A 20,373-nucleotide genomic window follows, 5' to 3' on the forward strand; every position below is an offset into this window, starting at 1 on the left:
GGGTGGCGATGGTGTTCTCGAACGCCGACCCACGGTGATCAAGAGGTCAGAAAAGCGCGTCCGGCGGCGCAAAAAGGCCATCACCGACATCTTCGGTGGTCTTGAGCGTCGCCGGACGCGCGGGCTTCCGGCTCGACTTGCGACGCGGCTTGTTGTGCAGGCCCTTCCGCTCCTCCTGCTTGTACCGGTAGTGGTTCAGCGCCAGCAGTTTGTCAAGGACATCAAGCTGAGCCTGCGGACTGATCGTGAACCGCACGCCCTGGCGAGTTTCATGGAACCCATGCCCCAGATCGATCTCCCGCCAGGACGGCAGCGGCGCCGCCGCTATCCGAGCCTCAAACTCGCGGATCTCCGGCTCCTGCTCCTCGTCCAGCGCGTACGCCTCCCGCACTGCCTCATCAACCTCAACATGAATCTCCCGCAACCGAACAATGTCCTCGTCTTGCACGGATACATTGTGAACGAGATTGTAGATAGCGGTCAGTCCTGGATGTGTTTCTCGCCGCTGTTTCATTATTTCTCGCCGGAATGAATGCAGTGACTCGCCAGCTTGGTCCATCGACTCTGAAAGAGTGGGTTGTGGGAAAGTTTCAAAACCGTCGGAGGGAGTGTAGCGGGCATCTGTGCGTAGGGTGGACTGCCCTTTTGTCGTCCACCATATGAAGTGCATTGCACTGGATAGAAGGGAGAAGTCTGCATCGCGTTGCGTGGCAAAAACACCGAGCATATGTGAGAAAACCTGGCCAGTTTCCTGCCAGACAGGCAAACCCGTCTTGCTAACAAGGGCGATCGTCAAGACCCAGTCGAGTCCTTCAATAGCTTCTTGCAGGGTTGGAGCTCGTTCTGCATACTGCCACCAGCGCTCACGTCTGACTTTTCGCTTATTCTGTGCTCGGAACGGCTTTACTCTGCGTTCAACGATCTCAAACGGTTCCTTGTATGTTGTCGCGCGTTCCTCAGACCAGTCGTGAAAGTTGATGACCCAGCGGCGGGCGGACGAGTCCCAGTGTTGGTTAAGATCCTCGCCATTGAGATATGGGAACAATACGTCCTTGTTGTGCGGGTCGGTCTCGATGAGCTCTTCTGCCTGCTGGGGGTTGATTATGAAGCCCGCGCCAAGGACATTCGAGCCTTGAAACGCCTGCTCCTTGTTGGTGGCCAGGCGGTACGGGTTGCCAACGACGCGGGACACGGCATCCAGGGATGTGGTGATGGCGGGGACTTCGTTGCCGTCGAGGATGCGTTTCTCGCCTGACGCGGCATGGCCTGCCCACACCAGGGAGACCTCAAGGGAGGCGGTGCCGGGCCAGGGCTGAGACTTGATGGCGTGGTAGATGTCCCAGCCCCACTCGGTGGCTTGGTCTAGTCCGACCTCTCGGGTGTCACCTTGGGCGATGGTGTTCGTGGCGATGATGCCCGTCCGCCCGCTGGGTGCTAGAGCCAGGTCACGCAGCAAGAAGTAGGAACACAGGTCTGCGCTGCCCCGCTTGTCTCGGGCGATCCACTGGACGAGGAATTCGCGGACGTCGTCGCCGACGCTGCCGGTGAGTTTCTGGCCGCCGATGAAGGGCGGATTTCCTACGACGGCGTTGAAGCCGCCTCGGCGCATGACCTCGGGGAATTCCAACGGCCAGTGGAGGGGGCGGATGGGCTCGGGGCGCGTGCCCTTCAGCATGGGGGTGATGCGTTCGCGGGCTTCCTTCTCGGCCTGTTCGGCGTCGAAGGTTGGGTAGCCGTCCTCGTCCACCTCCAGCGCCTTCTCGACGAGGTCGGCGAGTTGGGTCAGGCGTTCCTCGAAGAGGTCGGAGGCGTCCTCGTCCTGCTCTTCCCAGTGGGGGCGGCGGTTGGACTTGGCGTCACCGGCGGCCGACAGGGCGGCGGCGACGACTGCGTCGGATGCCAGGCGGAGGCGGTCGGCGAGGCGTTCGGCCTGGCCGAGGAGGCGGGCGAGTTCCTCGCCGTGCTCGGCGTCGCGGACGGGCTGGGCCTCGATGCGTTCGCGGAGCTCCTGGACGCGGGTGAGCAGCGGGCCGGTGACCTCGCTGATCATGCCGGTGGTGCGGTTGTTGATGTACCGGCCGCGTTGCGGATCGAGGTGGTAGTTCTCGATCTGCGCCTCCGAGGTGAGGCCGATCAGGGAGTCGCCGCAGCGCAGGGCGTGGTCCAGGAACGAGAACGGCTTGTCCTTGGCGAGTGTGACCAGCCACAGCGACAACTTGGCCAGTTCGACGGCCATCTCATCGCGATCTACACCGTAAAGGCAGCCGGCCGCGACCCGGCGGCGTGCCTCCAGGAGGAGATCGTCGCGGTCGAAGTCGGGACCGACGGCTTCGATGACGTCGTCGGGCAGGCCGTCGCGTTCCCAAGCCTCCACGACACGGTCGCCCAGGTACCGGCAGGCCGACACCAGGAACGCGCCCGAGCCCATCGCGGGGTCGAGGACCTTCAGCTTGAGCAGCTCCGGTGCCGCTTTGGCGCTCCAGGACGGGCGGTCGGCGCCCTCGGCGGGGCCAGGGGAGAAGCACAGCGGCGCGAGGGTGTGCTCCACGACCTCCTCGGCCAGGGACCTCGGCGTGTAATGGGTGCCGGTGGCGCGGCGGTCCCCGACCTTGTCGATGATGAGGGACCCGGCCGGGTGCACGACGGGCCGGCCGCGCAGATCCGGTCGGAGCAGGCCCCAGAACGGGCGGACCCTGGAAGCGAGCTCGCGGTCGTTGTCGCACGCGGCGTCGAGTTGGCCGAGGGCGTCTGGGTCAGGTTCGGCGGCAAGGCCCTTGCGGCGCTTGGCCTGGGTCGCTCCGCTCTTGCCTCCCAGCCAGTCATCGAAGTCCTCGCCCTGGGACGACTCTTCCACGTCGGCGAGGGGAACGGTCGCGTTCAGGGCGCCGATCAGGCTGATGTGCGGTTCGGTGGTGCGGCGGCAGGAGTACTCCAGGAGCCCTTCGTAGACGTGGCCGATCTGCTCGACGTCCAAGCCCTTGTAGGAGAGGCGTTCGCCGCGTTGCTTGAGGATCAGCAGGGCTTCGAGGATGGCGTGCACGACCCGGTCGGTGACCGGTAGGCGCTCCAGCCAGTCATAGCGGTCCGGGTCGAACAACCCGCCGCCGTACGGCGGGATGCGCAGCGCGTTGTGCTCCGACCCGGCGTGCACGGCGCGGAACGTGGCGATCAGTCGGGGCCAGGCGGCCGCGCGGGTGTCGCCGAAGCCTTCGCCGGAGCGGCTCCGTTCGGCTTCGAGGAGGTCGAACAGCCCGCTCACCGAGTACGAGTGGTCGTACAGCTCGGTGCCGACCGGGACGAGCCGCGCCTCTTCGGCGTACAGGAGGAACACCAGCCGCATCATGACGGTCAGCGCGCCGCGGTAGGCGTCACGGGCCGGGATGTAGGCCAGCAGGGCGCCGTCGGATTCCCGGTCCAGGCGGCCCATCTCGCCGACGAGCAGTGCGACGGCGTCCCGCACCTGCTCGCCGAGGGTGTCGGTGACCTCGGCCTGCTTCTCGGCGCTGCGGGCGAACAGCGCGGCCAGGCTGGCCGAGTGCCCGCCGCCGTCGGGCAGGGTGGCGGGCGGGAGCACGCTGCGCGCCGACAGCAGGGTCGCGAAGGCGCGCAGCAGCTCGTCCTCCTCGAACCACAGGTCGGCGTCGAACGTGGCGACGGTGGGCGGCTCCCCAGGACGCGCGTGGACCAGCGTCCACAGCCGCCCGTTGGTGAGCAGCGCGAGAGGAGTGGCGCGGCGGCGGCACAGGTCGATCGCCTGCTCGACCGGGGAGGACGCCTGCTTGGTGGCCTTGGCGAGCGGCTCGTTCCACGGCCGCCGGTACAGCAGGAGCCGCTCGGCGCGACCGCCCTTGCCGTCCGGCCCGTACAGGACCGCGTCGGGGCGGGCGCGCCGGTCGGTAGGGCTCCAGGCGCGCAGGCCCTCTGGCAGCGCCGCACCTTCGGCGATGGCAGCGTCGGTACAACTCAGCAACTCGCTCAGGATCAGCTTGTACCAAGCGGGCAACAGCACCTGAGGCGACGCCTGGACCTCCTTCCACCCTTGCCGGACCCGTTCGAGGACAGGGCGCGGCACGGTGTCCAGCCCCTGGCCGAAGACGGAGGCCAGGACGGTCGCGGAGACGAACGGGCCGTCCGGCCGCAGCAGGCGGACCCATTCGGCGTGCTGCTGGGTGATCGAAGGGCCTTTGGGCTTTCTGCGCGGCGGCATCAGTGCGTGCTCCGGTGGGCGTGCTGGTGGGCGATCGCGGCGGGGACGAGAAAGGTGACGGCGGCGGGGAACCAGCGGGCGCGCGGTTTGGCGTACCGGCGCTCCAGGGCGCTGGTCTCGTGCTTGAGCTGCTCGGGAATCGCGGCGAGGCGGTCCCGCAGCGCCTGGTGATCGGCGCGCAGCTGCTCCTGCTCGATCTCGAACAGGCTGGGCTGCTCCCACTGGTCGTCGTCATCGAGCGTCGCGCGGATGGAATGCTGGAGCTCGGCCAGCACCTCCCGCATGGCCTGGACCTCCTCCTCGCAGCGGGCCGCCAGATCCGCGTCGAGTCGGCCCTTGCGCTGGTTGACCCGGGTGTCGAGAATCCGGGCGAGCCTCGGCTCGATCTCGGGCCACAGGCCGGTGAGGGTGTCCAGCAGGGGTTGGGGCGGTGTCTCGTCGGTGGCGGCGGCGAGCCACGCCTGGAGGTCCTCGGCCTTGACCCTGGTGAGGGCGCCGCCCTCGATGACGCCGCCCGCCAGCAGGATCTCCTCGTGCAGGCGGGTGCCCTCGGCACCGGTCATCACCACTCGGATGTGCGCGGCGACGGCCGGGGTGCGCAGGAGATCGCCGGGGACGACCCGGGCGGTGACCCGGGACAGGCCGGTGCGGCGGGCGACGCCGTGCGCCCCCGACCACAGCTCGGCGCGCAGCAGCCGCAGGCACATCTGCACCAGCCGGTTCCCCAGGTGCAGCAGGACGACGTCCGACCTCCCGGCGGCGGCGTCGCCGTCGAAGGTGACCACGCGCTCCTCGCCGGTCACCGGATGGTGCAGGCCGTCGTTGCGGGCGTCGGCCCACGACCCCGTCAGCGGCGGCACCCGGAAGCAGGCCCCGGTGAAACCGGGCGGCGCCGGGGCGTCGAGAAGATCCTTGTTGTGCTCGAGGCGGAGCGCGGTGCGCACGACCCGTTCGACCGTGGCCGGGGACAGGTTCAGCCGGGTGCGGCTGCCGGTGAGGGTGTCGGCGAGGCGCTGCAGATCCTGGGCCAGCTCGCGCTTCACCTTGAGCGCCGCCCTGCCCGCGCGCTGGGCGATCTCGGTGTCGGCGGTCTGCCAGTCGACCCGGCGGCCGAGCATCTTCTGCTCCACCTGGGCGGCGATGACGTCGCCGGCGCTGCCGAGATCCTCACGAATCTGCTCGACCTTGCGGGCGGCGACGTGGAGGAAGTAGAGCTCGTCCTCCAGCGAGCCGTTCGCGTAGCCGGCGTTCCCGGTCGTGTCCCACCCCTTCGGCACGAAATGCAGGACGTCGACGCGCGGGGACGGCTGCCCGTGCCGGTCGACGCGGCCGTTGCGCTGCTCCAGCCGGTTCGGGTTCCACGGGATCTCCCAGTGGACCAGCCGGTGGCAGTGGTTCTGCAGGTTGATGCCCTCGCTGGCGGCGTCGGTGGCGAGCAGGATCCGCACCTCGCCCCCGGGCAGGTCCGGGGACTCCTGGAAGACGTTCTTGATTCGTTCGCGATCCTTCGTGTCCTGGCCGCCGTAGAGCTGGGCGAGGCGCTCGGCCGGATACCCGGCGGCCAGGAGGCGTTCCCGCAGCCAGTGCTGCGTGTCGCGGTACTCGGTGAACACGATGACGCGCTCGCCGGTCCACGTTCCGTCCGGGTGCTTGAGGATGGGGTCGAGCCAGGCCCGGAAGGCCGCGAACTTGGCGTCCGTGCGGTCCTTGGCGTTGCCCGCCCAGTCCCGCAGCGCCACCAGGAGCTTGCGTTCGTCCGCGCTGAGCGGAGCGGTGACGTTGCGGACGGCGGTGAACGCGTCGTTCTCGGCCGTGGCGTAGGCGTCGTCCTCCTCGGAGGTCTCCTCCAGCCGGTCGATGAGCGGCTTCAGCACGCTCTGTCCCGCGGCCTTGGACGCTTGGCGCAGATGCTCCCCGCCGGCCTCCTTGGCGGCCATCGTCTCCAGATGGGTGCCGACCGTCTCGAAGAAGGCCTTCGGTGACGAGAACAGCCGCTTCTTCAGCAGGGTGGTGACGAAGTCGGCCGCGGCACGTCCAGCGTCCCCGTCGGCCGAATCACGGCGCGACCCGGCGTACTCCGCCAAGCGCTGATGCGCGTCACGCTCCTCCTTGGAGTAGTCGGCCTCCAGATATCCGGGCACGCGCTCCGGAAACCGCGCCGTGCCGTCCCATTTCGGCGGCAGGTCGCGCTTGAGCCGACGGACCATGATGCGTGCGAGCTGTTCATCGCTGGGAGGAACATTGCGTGCGAACCGCTGGTCGTCCAGCAGTTCCAGAAGGGCCGTCCACGATTCCTGGTATCCGTTGTGCGGGGTGGCCGACAGGAACAGGCGGTGCTCGCAGTGCGGGGCGAGCTCCTTGACGGCCCGGGTGCGCAGCGAGTCGACCGCGTAGCGCCCCCGGGTCGTCGGCGCGCACGTGTGGACCTCGTCCACCACCAGCATGTCGAACGTACGGGGATACTTGGGTGCATCAGGGAGCACGTCGCGCAGAAGCCGGCGGGGGCGTTCGCGCTTCAGCCAGTCGATGCTGACGATGAGCCGGGGATGGTGCGTCCACGGATTCACGTACAGCCCGCGGGACCGGCGCAGCCTCTTCAGCAACGCCGTGTCGAGGATCGTGAAATCGAGGCCGAACTTGTCGCGCATCTCGTCGCGCCACTGCAGGGTCAGCCCGGCGGGGCACACGATCAGCATTGTGCGTGCCCGGTGCCGGAGCGTCAGCTCCTGCATCACCAGCCCGGCCTCGATGGTCTTCCCGAGCCCGACGTCGTCGGCGATGAGCAGGTTGGTGCGCGGCATGGACAACGCCCGCACGACCGGGTCGAGCTGATAGTCGGCGATCTCGATACCGGAGCGGAACGGGGCCTGCAACACGGTTCGGTCGGCCGAGGCGATGGCGCCCCAGCGGACGGCGTCCAGGAAGGCGTCCAGCTGGCGCGGGTCGTCGTAACCGGCGGCGGGGGCCGGCAGGTCGTGCCGGTCGTGCGCGACCGCGCCCGGCTCGAGCTCCCAGATCACCCGCAACCGCTCGTCCCAGGCGTCGTCCTCGACGCTCACCAGGTCGACGAGGTGGGGAGCCCGCGCGGTGAGACCGCCGTCACGCCCGCCCATCGTCCCCTGGACCACGTCCGAGGCCACCCACACACGGTTGCGCACCGTCACCAGCTGCCCGGGTGCCGGCACGTCCCCGTCCTGGACGACCGTCTCGGTCATGCTCGCCCCATCCCCATATGTTCGCCCCGTTGTCAGACCCGGCCGATAGACCCGACCCCCGACGGTAGACATCGTGCCGCACCGATCACGAGAATTCAGCCGAGCCTGGCTCGTTCCGGCCAGGCTGAGACAACTGAACCCGACATCGCGGAAGGCGGGAACCCCCGGTGGCCAGACTCGCGATCGCGAAGAGCTTTCTGACAGGGTACGCAAACCTGGACAAGAAGGTCCGCAAGGCCGTGGACGCCGCGATCGACAAGTTCGAGGAGCACACCTTCGCGGGCCTTCACCTCGAGAAGATCCAGGGGGCGCGCGACCCTCGGGTGCGTACGATCAAGATCGACGACGGGCGCCGTGGCGTGGTGCTCAAACCCGAGACCGGCGACGTCTACTGCCTTCTCGCCGTCCTCGAGCATGACGCCGCCTACAAGTACGCCACCGGCCGCAAGTTCTCGGTCAACCACCGGCTCGGCCTGCTGGAGGTCCGCGACGCGCGGGCGCTGGACACCCTCAGACCCGCGCTCGGGGCGGTGGCGGAAACGACGGACGAACGACTGTTCGCCGACTTCTCCAACGCGGACCTGATCGGACTCGGCCTCGACGCGGAAGTGCTCCCGATCATACGGCTCGTCACCAACGACGATCACCTCGGTGCGCTGGAGACCATGCTGCCGGAGCCGCAGTTCCTCGCCCTCCTGGCGCTCGCGGACGGCATGACCCTCCAGGAGGCATGGGAGGAGGTCTGCCGGCTGCTGCCCGATTCGGAGCCCCCCGCCGAGGTGGACACCGCCGACCTGGTCACGGCCATGGAACGGACGCCCAGCGAAATCGCGTTCGTGTCCGGATCGGACGAACTGGCAAGCATCCTGGAGAACCCGTTCGCCCTGTGGCGGCTCTTCCTGCACCCGGCCCAGCGCAAACTCGCCTACCGCCCGTCCTACACCGGATCCGCCCAGGTCACCGGGGGAGCAGGAACGGGCAAGACCGTCACCGCCCTGCACCGGGCGCGCTATCTCGCGGCGCGATCCGAACGCGTCCTGGTGACCACGTTCACCACCACCCTTGCCGAGGCGCTGGGGCGCCAGCTCGATTTGCTGATCGAGGAACCGGACGTCCGCAAGCGCGTTGAGGTCATCAACGCGGACAAGCTCGCCTACCGGACGGTCAAGGAAGAGGCGGACGCGTACCCGCGGATCATCGGGGAGGCGGAACTGCAAGCCCTCTGGCACCGGGCGGCGGACCAGAGCAACGCCCCGTTCTCCCCCGCATTCCTGCACCGCGAATGGGAACAGGTCGTCCTGGCGCAAGGACTGACGAGCAAGGCGGCCTATCTGGCCTGCGACCGCCGTGGACGGGGCAGGCAGCTCAATCCGGCACAGCGCGAGCAGGCATGGGCCGCGATCGCTCGGTTCCAGGAGACGCTCGGGCGGACGAGGCAGGCCACCTACCTTCAACTCGCCGACCGGGCGGCCGAGATCTTCAAACGCCGCCCCGACCTCCGCTACCGGCACATCGTCGTGGACGAGGCGCAGGACCTCCACCCGTCCCGCTGGCGCATGCTGCGCGCCGCGGTCGATTCCGGCCCGGACGACCTGTTCATCGTGGGCGACCCGCATCAGCGGATCTACGACAACCGCGTCTCCCTGAAACGGCTCGAAATCAAGGTGGCGGGCCGTAGCCACCGACTGAAGCTGAGCTACCGCACGACCGCCGAGATTCTGACCTGGGCCGTACGGACCCTGGGGATCGAACCCGTCGCGGGCCTGGACGACGAGCCCGCGACGCTCGCCGGATTCAGATCCTCCCTCCACGGCCGCCGACCGGTAGTCCGCGCCTGCCCGGACGAGAAGACCGAACTGGACGACCTGGTCGACCAAGTGCGCGCATGGCTGGAAGCGGGCATCGAGCCGCACGCCATCGGCATCGCGGCCCGGTTCAACCCGGTGGCCGGCCGGGCCGAACAAGCGCTGAGGGACGCCGGAATCGCGACGATCTCGCTGGCGGCCTCAGGATCGGCCCCCGAATGCGTGCGCATCGGCTCGATGCACAGGATGAAGGGGCTGGAGTTCCGCTGCGTGGCGGTGATCGGGGTGAACGACGTCGCCTGCCCTGCTCCCAGAGCGCTCACGGACGAGGCGGAGGACCCGATCGCCCGCCGCCAGGACCTGCAACGTGAGCGCTGCCTGCTCTTCGTGGCCTGCACCCGGGCCCGTGACGCCCTCTACGTCTCCTACTCCGGCAACCGGAGTTCGTTCCTGCCGTTGTGAGACGAGGCCTGCGGGTGCTCCGGCGCGGCTCATCGCGCCGGAGCACGGCAGGTGGCGAGCCGGAACGGGACATTTCACGTCGGTTCTCCCGGGCGCGACTTCTTGATCTTCTTCTTGGAAGAGATCACGGGCCCTGCGCTGATGGGGCCGATGGCCGCTCTGGCCAATTCCGTCCAGGCCTGGACATTGACACCGTTCAGGTCGTTGGTCCGGAGGAGCGTACCTTGCGGGCCACCGCCCTCCTCGTAGGGAATCACCCCGCCATACCGATACCAGCGCTCTTTGCGGTCCCACATGGCCTTGTAGCCGGCGTTGTCGAGCATCCCCAGGTGCTCCCAGTAGATGGTCCGGCCATCGGGAGTGACGATCGTGAAATCAGGCTTGTACGTCGCACCGTTGAGCGTCAGCCGCCGTTCGTACTGCCACAGGCCGGGAGCCAACTCGTCGACGATCCCCGCAATGATCACTTCGTTCTTGCTGCGCACCACCGTTCCGTTCGCAGTGATATGGACGCGGTTGGCGTCCATGACCCCGGCGGGGGACCCGTCGGCGAACTGGACCTGCCGAGGGGCCGGCGGGGTGAAGAGATCGGTCAGTCGTCGTGCGGTATCCGAACCGGTGGACACGGTCAGGTCCAGCAGTTCGTCGATCGACCTCTCGTGCAGGAGCACCACGCGCTCCTGCTGCCGGGTGAGGGCGGTGTAGAGCATCTCCCGAGACAGCCTCCGGGCCGACCCGGGGAGCATCACGAACACCTTCCGGAATTCCGAGCCCTGTGACTTGTGGATCGTCATCGCCCAGGCCAGCTCAAGCGTCGGGTCGTCCTCGCTCTCCCCGCTGTACCTGTACGTGGCACCCGTCTGGGAGGAGAACTCGACGTCGGTCCAGCGCGGGTTGGAGCCCCGCTTGCCGAGCCGGCCGACGACCACTCCGATCTCGCCGTTGGCGACGTAGTCGAGCCCCGTCCCCCGCGGATACGCGTCACTTTTCCCGTTGGAGTTGTTCAGCACCTTGTCGCCAAGGACGATCTGCTCGGTGCCGAGTGGTGGCGGTGTCGTGCGATCCCGGCGAGGCTTCAGCGCGTCGGCGAGCGCCTTGCTCCGGTAGGTGCGTTTCAGATGCCGGTTGATCTCAACGGTGCCCCAGCCCCGGCCACGCGTAGGCGACAGGATCTGCCAGTCCTCGCAGCGTGACGCGGCGCCTCCCCTGCCCCATGGGAAGTTGACCCACTTGCCGTTGCGCTGCCCACCGTAGGACACCTCGAAAGCGCCCGAAGGATCGTCATCGGTGATGCCGATCTCATCGCGAAGGAGTTCGTCCAGCGTCTCCGTGGGACGCACCCCCTGCCATGGCACTGCGCCGAGCCGTTCCATCGACGAACCGTTGCGCAGCCGCTCCCAGACCTCCTCGAAACCTTGGGGAACCTCGTCCCCGGAGAACCAGGAGGCGAGCATGAGGTCGTCGCGTACGTGTCCTCCCTTCTGCCGCCGGAGTTCGGTGAGCTCGGCGTACCCCTGGGCGACGCGCGGGAACCTGGGGACCTCGCTTCCCGCCGTCAGATACGAGATCAGGTCCACGAAGGGGCGGCCCGATCCGATGGGCGGCAATTGACGAGGATCGCCCACCAGGATCAAGCGGTCGGGGAAGACCAGAGCATCGAGCAGCGCGCCCAGCTGCTCCTCGGTGAGCATGGACGATTCGTCGACGACCACCGTGCCGTAGCGGGGTGCCTTCTGCAGAGTGCCGTCAATGATGTAGGCGTTGGTCCTGCCGTCGTACCGGCGGCACTTGGTGAGGAACTGCGCGATGGTCTGCGCCTCCAGGCCGACCTTGGTCTGGAGCTGTACTCGGGCCTTTCCCGTCGGTGCGAGCAGCAACACCCCCTTGCCGCGCACCTCATCTCTGGTCGTCAGCGCTTTGATGAGGGTCGTCTTGCCGGTTCCCGCCCGTCCGTTGAGCACACTCAGGGGCGAGGAGTAGAGCTCCTCGAGCGCTGCGGCCTTCTCTAGCCGAGCCCGGTCTTCGGCCTGGGAATCGTCGTCATTCTCCGCCTGATACGAGCCGAGTACTTGATCCAGGCTTGATCGGAGGCCGGAGGGCGCGGTGATGCGGGGACGCGCGATCTGCGCGTCGACCACCTTCCTGATCACCTGGGCGGTCGTCTCCAGCCTTGTGAGCTTGAAGGTGGGTGTACCGTCGGCGAGCTTGGCGCCCGTCAACGGTGGCCAGTACGGGCTCTCCAGGCTGTACCGCAACTGGTCGGGATGGAGCCGATGGGCTCGCAGTATCGGTTCCGAGATCGGGCAGGGTTCGGCGAGGCGCCGCGCTTCGACCATCTCCATCGCGCGGTCCATCGGAACAAGGGTGTCCCCGTTCTGGGCTGCCTCCTCCAGCACCGCGACCAGCAGCGCCTGGACACGCCGGGCGTCGGCGCCGTCGGTCATTGCCGTCGGCTCTTGGAGGGGGAACCGCGCGCGGACGGAGGACTGGGGGAAACAGCCGCGGTCGACCACGTCGAACGGTACGGGATCAGGTCCACCGACAGTGCAGACATAGGCGTTATAGGGGTCGTCCAGGAGCTCTCCGTGCTCCACTTCTATCTCTGTAGAACCCTTGAAGAGGGCCGCCGCCTGATCGGGGGTGATGTGGAAACGTGCTAGCAGGCGCAGGACACGGAGGTGCTCTGGGGTAAGGCTTGTCCGCCACATCTTTCGATGGGTGTCGGGTATCGCCGCGTTCAGCTCGCCTGGACAGCCGACTGGATTCGCGATCGCATCGGCAAGCACCTCCCACGGGTCGGTGCCGTCCGGTGTGTGACGGGCGACGGCCCGTGCGAGGACCTGGCTGTGGGGGAACTTCAGTGCGCCTCCGAGTACCGCGCCGAGCCCTGGCATAGGACCTCGCATAGTCCAGAGCTCGCCGATGCGGTCGTCGACCCACTGCAGGGAGTGCTCTGGGATGTCGAGTCCGAGCTTCCGGCACCGTTGCGCCGCATGGAACAGCCTTTCCAAGGCGGCGATGGCGGTGTCATGTGAGACGTGCTCGGTGACATATGCGAACTCACGGCCGATCGCGGGAGCCCAGGCCAGAGCCTGCGTTACATCCTCACCTTCCTCGTCGAGCCGGGCCAGGTCCGCCACCGGGAGAAGCATGCCGCCGGTGCCGTCAGACCTGAGGGAGTGCAGGACCGCCGTCTCCCACATGTGATTGGGAAAGGCGCTCGCGCCGTCGGTGAGCCACCGCCCGGGGAGCTGGACATCGGTCACCCGGGCGGCTCCGACCAACAGGGGCCCGCCGTTGCGCGCGCTGTCGAACGGCGAGTGCTTCGCGTAGAAGAAGACCAGCGAGTCCGCAGGGTCAACGTCCTCGAAGAAGCGCTCGATCAGCGCCTGCTGATTGTCTCCATGGAGAACCCACTCTGGTGGGAAGCCGAGCGCGGCATCGACGGCATCCTCGCGTTCCGGAAGGTAGTCGACGTTATACGCGTTGACGACCTCGTCGACGTTTTTGCGGTGTAGCCAGAAATAGGGTGTCGCGTGTGCCCCGAATGCGGGGACAGTGACGGGGGTCGGCTTTATCCGACCCTTCAACGCCGGTGTGAAACCGTAGGGGTGCTCACGTTGGTACTGGAAAGGACGGCGGCTGAGGAAGGTGCCCCGCTCGGTCAGGCACCCGACCCGGTGAGCTTCCAGATCGTACAGTGCTTTGCCGGCGTGTGCCAGCTCGTAGCTGTCATCGCGCCGCTGGCCCACGTTTCGAAGTAGAACGCATGAGGCGTTCCCCAGGGGATCCTTACATACAGTTCCGGACCATCCGGAATCATGCCATGGGACACGAATTGACAGATGCGTACTACCGCTCATACCGCCGCTTTCCATCGAAGTGGATGGTCATGCTACGCCCCGTCTCCGACAATCGCAGTCCACCGCCGGAAGTCGATCTAGGCGTCCCCTCGCACTCCGGCTCCGATTCTGTTGATCTCGGACTGGAGCTCTGAGGCTGTGCCGGGTCGGGGATGATGGGGGTCTGGGGCAGACGGCGGGGAGGCCGGGATGCGGGTTGCGTGGGCTACGGAGCTGGGGGATCCGCGGCGGGGGAACGAGGACTTCGTGGCGGCGGCGCCCGGCGCCGTCGTGGTGCTGGACGGGTGCGGGCTGGCGCTGGGGACCGATCTCGGGTGTGTCCACGGGACGGCCTGGTACTCCCGCTCGCTGGGCATGAGGCTGCTCTCACGGCTCGTGGACGGGCTCGGGGACGCGCCGCAGGCGGGACCTCCCGTCGGGCCACCGGAGGGCGCGCACCGGCCCGATGAGCGGCCTCTGGTGGGACGTCTGGCGGGGGCCATCGCCGATGTGGCGGCGTCGCATCGGGCGACGTGCGACCTGACCTGCCCGACGACGCCCGCCGCGACGGTGGTGGCGCTCCGGGTTCGCGGCGATCTCGTCGACTACCTCGTGCTGGCGGACTCGACGCTGCTGCTGGACGGCGCGGACGGGCTCCAGGAGATCACCGGCGGGCCGTACTACGCGGCGGCGGACCCGTCGGCCGCCCAGTACGCGATCACGGGCACGGTGCCGCTGGGCGGCCTGCGTGCCGCCTACCTGATGACGGACGGGGCGACGCGGCCGGCCGACCTGTTCGGCATGGCGGACTGGCGGGGGCTGGCCGGGCTCGTGGAGAAGGAGGGGCCGGCCGCGCTGATCGCCCGTACGAGGGAGATCGAGCGGACCGACCCCAGGGGCATCCGGTGGCCCCGTGCGAAGCCCCACGACGACGCGACCGTCGCCCACTGCGTGTTCGAGGGCTGAGACGGGGTCAGAATTCGGCGTCCAGGGGGATCTGGCGCACCTCGGGCAGGTGGGCGTCGAGTTCGCCGGGCTCGAACCGGCACATGCCTATGGCGTACCAGAACTCCCCTGAGGTGTTCCCCTCGCCCTTGTAGCGGCCCTCGGGGGACAGCGCCGCCCAGCCCTCGGCCAGGCCGAGGAGGGTCGCGCGTTGGGACGGGGCGTTCCGGTCGGCGACGTCCCAGAGGAGCAGGGTTCCGTCGTCTCCGGCGCTGGCCAGCAGCGTGCCGTCGGGGCTGAACTCCACCGACCAGACCCGTCGCGTGTGGCCGGGCAGGGTGTGCAGGTGGTGGCCGGTACGGGCGTTCCACAGCCGGACGACCAGATCGTCGCCGGCGGTGGCGAGCAGCGTGCCGTCGGGGCTGAACGCGCACGTCCACAGCCGTCCGGTGTGGCGGGTGAGGACGTGCGAGGCGGTGCCCGAGCGGGTGTCCCAGAGGCGGGCGGTGCCGTCGTTGCTCGCGCTGGCGAGGGTGTCCCCGGACGGGTCGAACGCCACCCGGTAGACCCGGTCGGTGTGGCCGCGCAGTTCGGCGAGCAGCTCGCCGCTGCGGGCGCCCCAGACGCGGACCAGGCCGTCGTCGCAGCCGGTGGCGACGCGCTCGCCGCCGGGGGCGAAGGCGATCGAGCGGACCCGGCCGCGGTGCCCGGCGAGGTCGACGATCTCCCGCCCGGTGGTCCAGTACCACAGGCGCACGCTGTCGTCGTCGTTGGCGGTGGCCAGGACGTCCCCGGCGGGGTTGAACGCCTGCGCCCAGACGTGGTCGGTCTCCACGTTCAGCTCCCGCTCGAACGTGCCGGTGCCGGCCTGCCAGAGGTGCACGCCGCCGTCGTTGGTGGCGGTGGCGAGCTGGGCCCCGGCGGGGTTGAACGCGGCGGAGGTGAGGTTGTCGGCGACGCCGTGCAGCTCGCGCACCATCCGGCCGGTGCGCGGCTCCCACAGGCGGACGAGGCCGTCGTTGCCGCTGCTCGCCAGCAGGCCGCCGTCGGGGCTGAAGGCCACGCCGGTGGCGCGCCTGCCGTGGCCGCGCAGGACGGTGCGGCACTGGCCGGTCTCGGCGTCCCACAGGCGGGCGGTGCCGTCGTTGCTGCTGGTGGCGAGCTGGGCGCCGTCGGGACGGAACGCGAACGGCCACACCGCGCCCCGGTGCCCGGCCAGCTCCAGCCGCTGCCGTCCCGTGGCGGGGTCCCACAGCCGGACGGACCCGGCGCTGTCGGCGGTGGCCAGGCGGCTGCCGTCGGGGCTGAACGCGGCCTGGTAGATGGCGCCGCCGTGGCCCGGCAGGGTCAGCTTGTGGCGGGCGTCCTCCCAGAGCCGCACCGAGCCGTCGGTGTCGCCGGTCACCATGAGGCGGCCCTCGGGGTGGAACGCGATGGCGTAGACGCGTCCGGTGTGGCCGAGGAGCTCCTCACGGATCTCGCCCGTGCGGATGTCCCAGAGCCGTACGACCCCCGCTTCGTCCCCTGCGGCCAGGATGGAGCCGTCGGGGTGGAACACGGCCCGGAACACCGCGCCCCTGTGGCCGGTGAGGGTGCGGTGCAGGGCGCCCGTGCCCAGGTCCCACACGCGCAGGGTGCCGCCGGCGTCGCCGGTCACCATGAGGGACGCCCCAGGGTCGAAGACCGCCGTGTATACGGGGGCGGTGTGGCCGGGCAGCTCGTGCCGCAGGTTTCCCGTGGACGAGTCCCAGACCCGTATCGTGCCGTCCGCCGCACCGGCCGCGACGAGGGGATCGGGGCCCGGCCCCACGACGACGGGCCAGACGCCTTCGGGGTGGACGGTCAGGGTGTGCGCGCTGCGTCCCGTGGCGAGGTCCCACAGGCGCACCGTCCCGTCGGCCGCGCCCGTGGCGAGCATGTTGCCCGCCGAGTCGAAGGCGACCGCGTAGGCGCGGGCACGGTGGCCCTGGAGCGTGCGCAGCGGAGTGCCGGTGACGGCGTCGCACACCAGGACGCCCCCGTCCTCGCCCCCGACCGCCAGGACCGACCCGCCCGGACTGTAGGCCAGCGGCTGCGGGAGCCGGCTGGTCTGGAAGTGGAACCCGTACGGCACCCCGACCGCGGCGGGCGCCACCTGGATGTCGATGGGACGCCCCGGGGCGATGGCGGCCTCGCGCAGCTCGGGCGCGCGGGCGATGCGGTCGGGGAGCGTGGCGGCGATCAGCGCGGCCCGCGTCCACCGGCTGCCCTCCACGTCGGCGTCGCGCAGGTCGGCGCGGGCCAGCCGGGCCCGGGACAGGTCGGCGCCGCGCAGGTCGGCGCCGGTCAGGCGCGCCTCGTCCAGCCGCGCCCCGGCCAGCGAGGCGCCGCGCAGCACCGCCCGCGACAGGTTCGCCCCGACCAGCTGCGCGTCGGTCAGGTCGGCGCCGGTCAGGTCGACCTCCTGCAGGTCGCGGTACGACAGGTCCTCGCCCTGCAGCCGGGCGCCGCGCAGGTCGGTGCGGGCCGGCGTCCGCAACCGGGTGGTGATCTTGATGGCGTTGGCGCGGGCGGCGTCCCCGGCCTCCGGATCGGCCAGCACCCCGGCCACCCACTCCTGGCAGGCCCGGGTGTCGGCCAGGTCGCACACGAAGTCGACGGTGAGCGGGGACAGCGCGCGGTGCGCCAGCGCCTCCGGGGCCCGCCCCTCGGCGAACCGCTCCGCGATGTGCCGCGCCACCAGCCACTCCATGACCGAGCCGTGGATGAACCCGAACAGGCCCTCCTCGGTGCGGACCAGCAGGCTCCCCGCGCCCATCGCGTGCGTCACCTGGTGCGGCGACAGGCGCCCGTCGGTCAGGCCGCTCAGCGTGTCGGCGACGTCGGCGAGCTCGGCCAGGCGGAGGAACTGCTCGTTGCCCTCCCACAGCCGCAGCGCCAGGGTGCCGACCGCCGCCCACATGTCGTCGGCCGTCAGGCCCGACGGCCCGCCGCTCTGGCGGACCCGTTCGGCCTCGTAGGCCAGCCAGGACGACAGGATCTCCTGGTAGAGGTCGGCGGGGCTGACGGTCGCGCGCGCCTGGGCGACGGCCCGCAGCCGCTCCTCGGGCAGGTCGGCGATGAAACTCAGCATCCGCGGGTTGCTGGTCAGGCCGAGCAGCTCCCCGATGTCCTCCAGCGTGCGCAGCCGCGCGTCCGCGACCTCCTCGTCCCCGTACCGGCCCACGAGGTAGGAGCGCACCTGCGACGGCGTGAAGTCCTCCAGGCCCAGCACACGGCGGTGCGGCAGCACGCCGACCTTCTCGCCCATCGCGGTCAGCACCTGCGCCTGCGACTTGAAGTGCTGCGTGCGCCCGGCCACCACGATCTTCGCCTTGTCCTGCGCCGCCCGCAGCAGCGTGTCGAGGTGGTCGGCGGCCTGGTCGTAGGTCACCCGGGTGACCAGCTCGTCGAACCCGTCGAACAGCAGCACGATGCGGCCCTGCCGCAGCATGTAGTGGAACGCCTTGAGGTCGATCAGCTCCTCGCCGTGGTTGGCCAGGTGCGCGGCGACCAGGCCGTCCACCGAGTGCGCCTTGTCGAGCGCGCGCAGCTCGATGAGGATCGGGATGACGTGCGGCAGCTCGGCGGGGATGCGGCGGGCCAGCTCGCGCAGCGCGAAGGTCTTGCCGCGCCCGAAGTCGCCCAGCAGGAGCAGGAAGCGCCCGTGGTCGGCGGCGAGCAGGCGCAGCATCTCCCCGACGACGTCGGCGCGCACGTCCCGGTCCTGGGGCGCCTGGTCCTGGGGCGCCCGGTCGCCGTCCGCTTCCTCCTGCCGCTCGGACGGCGCGGGGACGCGGTCGAGCTCGCGGTAGCGCTGCGGCACGTACAGCGAGGGCGGGTAGAGGCCCCCGGCCGCCAGGCGGGACGTCTGCCCCGCGACGTACTCCGACAGGTCCAGCAGGCCCTGGAACTCGGTGAGGCTGCGCACCCGGATGCCGCGGCGCAGCGCGTCCTGGCGCAGCGAACGCGGCGGGGGCGTGCCCAGGTAGACCAGCTCCGAGCCGTAGTCGGCGCCGTCGGCGTGCACGTGCCGTACGAAGGCGTCCACGTCCGCGTCCGTCACCTGGCCGACGTGCGCGCCGATCCTGTACTGGCGGACGAAGCCGTCCTCCAGATGGGAGAGCAGGAGGTGGGGCGGGTCGGCGTCGATGCGGCGGATGGTCGCCTTCTCGAAACGGGTCTCGCACGCTTCGGCGATGCGGTCGAGCAGGCTCGCCGTCGGGTCGGGGGCAGGATCGGCGCCCTCGCCCTCGGACGCGCCCTCGCCCAGTTCGGGGGTCGGGCCCACGGGAAGTGCGGGCTGCGCGGCCTCCGCCGGGGGAGGGAACGTACCAACGGCCTTGGCCCATGTCCGTTCCAGGCGTTCGGGGCCGCGCCCTCCCGCGTCCTGCGCGGTCCACCGTTCCAGGCCGTCCCGCCTCAGGACGAGGACCTGGTGGCGCCCCGCCCCCAGCGAGGGCACGGACGGCACGTTCGAAGGCGTCAGCGGGATCGCGCCCAGCTCCGACTCGGTCCCCTGGAAGAACAGGTTCACGTGCCCGCCGAGCAGGGAATCGACCGTGTCGGCATCGCGCAGCGCCCCCGGCTCCCCGGGGACCAGGCCGTGCTCCACCGCGCCCAGGCGCAGCCAGCCCTCGTCCTCGAAATGCCGCAGCCGCTCGGTGAACCACGCCGCCTGTGCCTGGCCGGCCTGCCCGTACCGGTCCTCGGGACGGTGCGTCTGCGGCAGGGTCGAGTTGAGCCCGGCCACCACCACTTTCAGGTCCGGCACGGGGAACAGCGTCCACGGCTGCGCGCTGTCGAAGATGAGCGGGTCGAGCCCCTGGTAGAACTCCTTGAACAGCCCCGAGAAGTGGCGCCACTTGGGCCAGTACGGGGGCTGCGGGTCGATGTCGTCGGCCTCGCAGCTGGAGAAGTACGCCTGGCACGCGGCCCGGGTCACGTCATGGGTGCCCGGCACGATGACGACGCGCTGCGCCTCCAGGCCCAGCAGCGCGCGCAGGCTCGTCAGGAACGACAGCGCCTCGGTGAACTCCTTGCGGCTGCCCGAGTGCGTCAGGTTGCCCGTGACCACCAGCAGCTCCGGCCGGGGGACGCCCGCGTCCGCCAGCAGCGTCACCTCGCTCCAGATGCGGTTCTGCAACTCGGTCGCGGTGGTGGGCTCGCCCTCCTCGGCGAGCGTGCGGCCGAAGCGCGGGCCCGAGACGTGCAGCACGGTCAGGGTCTCGCGCGTGCTCTCCCCGTCCCCCTCCCCGGCGGGGAAGACCGGTGGAACGACGGGCGCACGGCGTGCGGGACGCTCACCCGTGGGCTCGGGCAAGCGCGACGAGGGCTCGGGCGACTGGGAAGGGGGTTCGGGCTGCTCCACGCGCCCGGCCAGGGGAGGACGCCCTCCGCCAGGGAATCCGGGGCCGTCGGAGGGACGGGCATGGCCCGCCAGGGCCTCCTCTATGCGCCGCATCAGCATCGTGCGCGCCCGGTCGGGGTCGTCGACCCCGACCAGGTCCACGTAGGTGATGGTGGACAGGAGCCCGTCGATGGGGCAGTCCTCGATCCTGACCGTCACCAGCTTGTTCGCGGGATCGTCCGGGTCGGCCCGCAACGCCGTCATCCACTCCCACCGGCCGTACCGTGAACGCAGGTAGTTGCGCGACAGCACCGCCACCACGACCTTGGCCTCCGACAGGCCGCGGTCCATGAAGTCGATGAAGTTCGTCCCCGCCACGAAGTCCCAGGCCTGCATCATCGTCCGGTGCCCCGCCGCCTCCAGCTGCCAGGCGATCCACGACGCCCAGCGCTCGTCGGCCGGCGAGTAGCTGATGAAGAAGTCGGTCGGACGCTCCTGCCTGAGGGGGACACCGGGGGGAGTCATGCGG

Annotated in this window: 6 protein-coding genes; 2 read left to right on the forward strand and 4 right to left on the reverse strand. The window is 69.8% G+C overall.

Going from position 1 to position 20,373, the window contains the following annotated elements; translation table 11 throughout:
• Window positions 1-46: 46 nt before the first annotated feature.
• Together ACFPZN_RS43915 and drmD are read right to left on the reverse strand one after the other, a co-directional pair.
• Window positions 47-4,207 (reverse strand): Eco57I restriction-modification methylase domain-containing protein, encoded by a 4,161-nt coding sequence (locus tag ACFPZN_RS43915; protein ID WP_378288745.1) that lies wholly within the window; start codon window positions 4,205-4,207, stop codon window positions 47-49.
• Window positions 4,207-7,422 carry a DISARM system SNF2-like helicase DrmD gene (drmD, locus tag ACFPZN_RS43920; protein WP_378288747.1) on the reverse strand — a complete coding sequence of 1,072 codons (3,216 nt, stop codon included), beginning with the start codon at window positions 7,420-7,422 and terminating at the stop codon, window positions 4,207-4,209. Before drmD ends, ACFPZN_RS43915 begins: the two co-directional genes overlap by 1 nt.
• Before the next feature lie 167 nt (window positions 7,423-7,589).
• On the opposite strand from drmD, the gene ACFPZN_RS43925 reads away from it, so the two are divergent.
• Window positions 7,590-9,689, forward strand: a complete 2,100-nt coding sequence (locus tag ACFPZN_RS43925; RefSeq protein WP_378288750.1) for a UvrD-helicase domain-containing protein — start codon at window positions 7,590-7,592, stop codon at window positions 9,687-9,689.
• A 74-nt stretch (window positions 9,690-9,763) separates the two neighbouring features.
• Here the strand turns inward: ACFPZN_RS43925 and ACFPZN_RS43930 are convergent, their stop codons facing one another.
• Entirely contained in the window at window positions 9,764-13,441 is a 3,678-nt protein-coding gene (locus tag ACFPZN_RS43930) for an ATP-dependent DNA helicase (protein ID WP_378288752.1), read from the reverse strand.
• A gap of 300 nt (window positions 13,442-13,741) precedes the next feature.
• Between ACFPZN_RS43930 and ACFPZN_RS43935 the strand changes: the two genes are divergently transcribed.
• Window positions 13,742-14,497: an integrase gene (locus ACFPZN_RS43935; RefSeq protein ID WP_378288754.1), complete on the forward strand. Its 756-nt coding sequence runs from the start codon at window positions 13,742-13,744 to the stop codon at window positions 14,495-14,497.
• A gap of 7 nt (window positions 14,498-14,504) precedes the next feature.
• Here ACFPZN_RS43935 and ACFPZN_RS43940 read toward each other — a convergent pair whose 3' ends face one another.
• Window positions 14,505-20,369, reverse strand: a complete 5,865-nt coding sequence (locus ACFPZN_RS43940) for a WD40 domain-containing protein (RefSeq protein WP_378288756.1) — start codon at window positions 20,367-20,369, stop codon at window positions 14,505-14,507.
• Window positions 20,370-20,373 lie beyond the last annotated feature (4 nt).

Source organism: Actinomadura rugatobispora, assembly GCF_042656285.1.
GTDB lineage: Bacteria > Actinomycetota > Actinomycetes > Streptosporangiales > Streptosporangiaceae > Spirillospora > Spirillospora rugatobispora.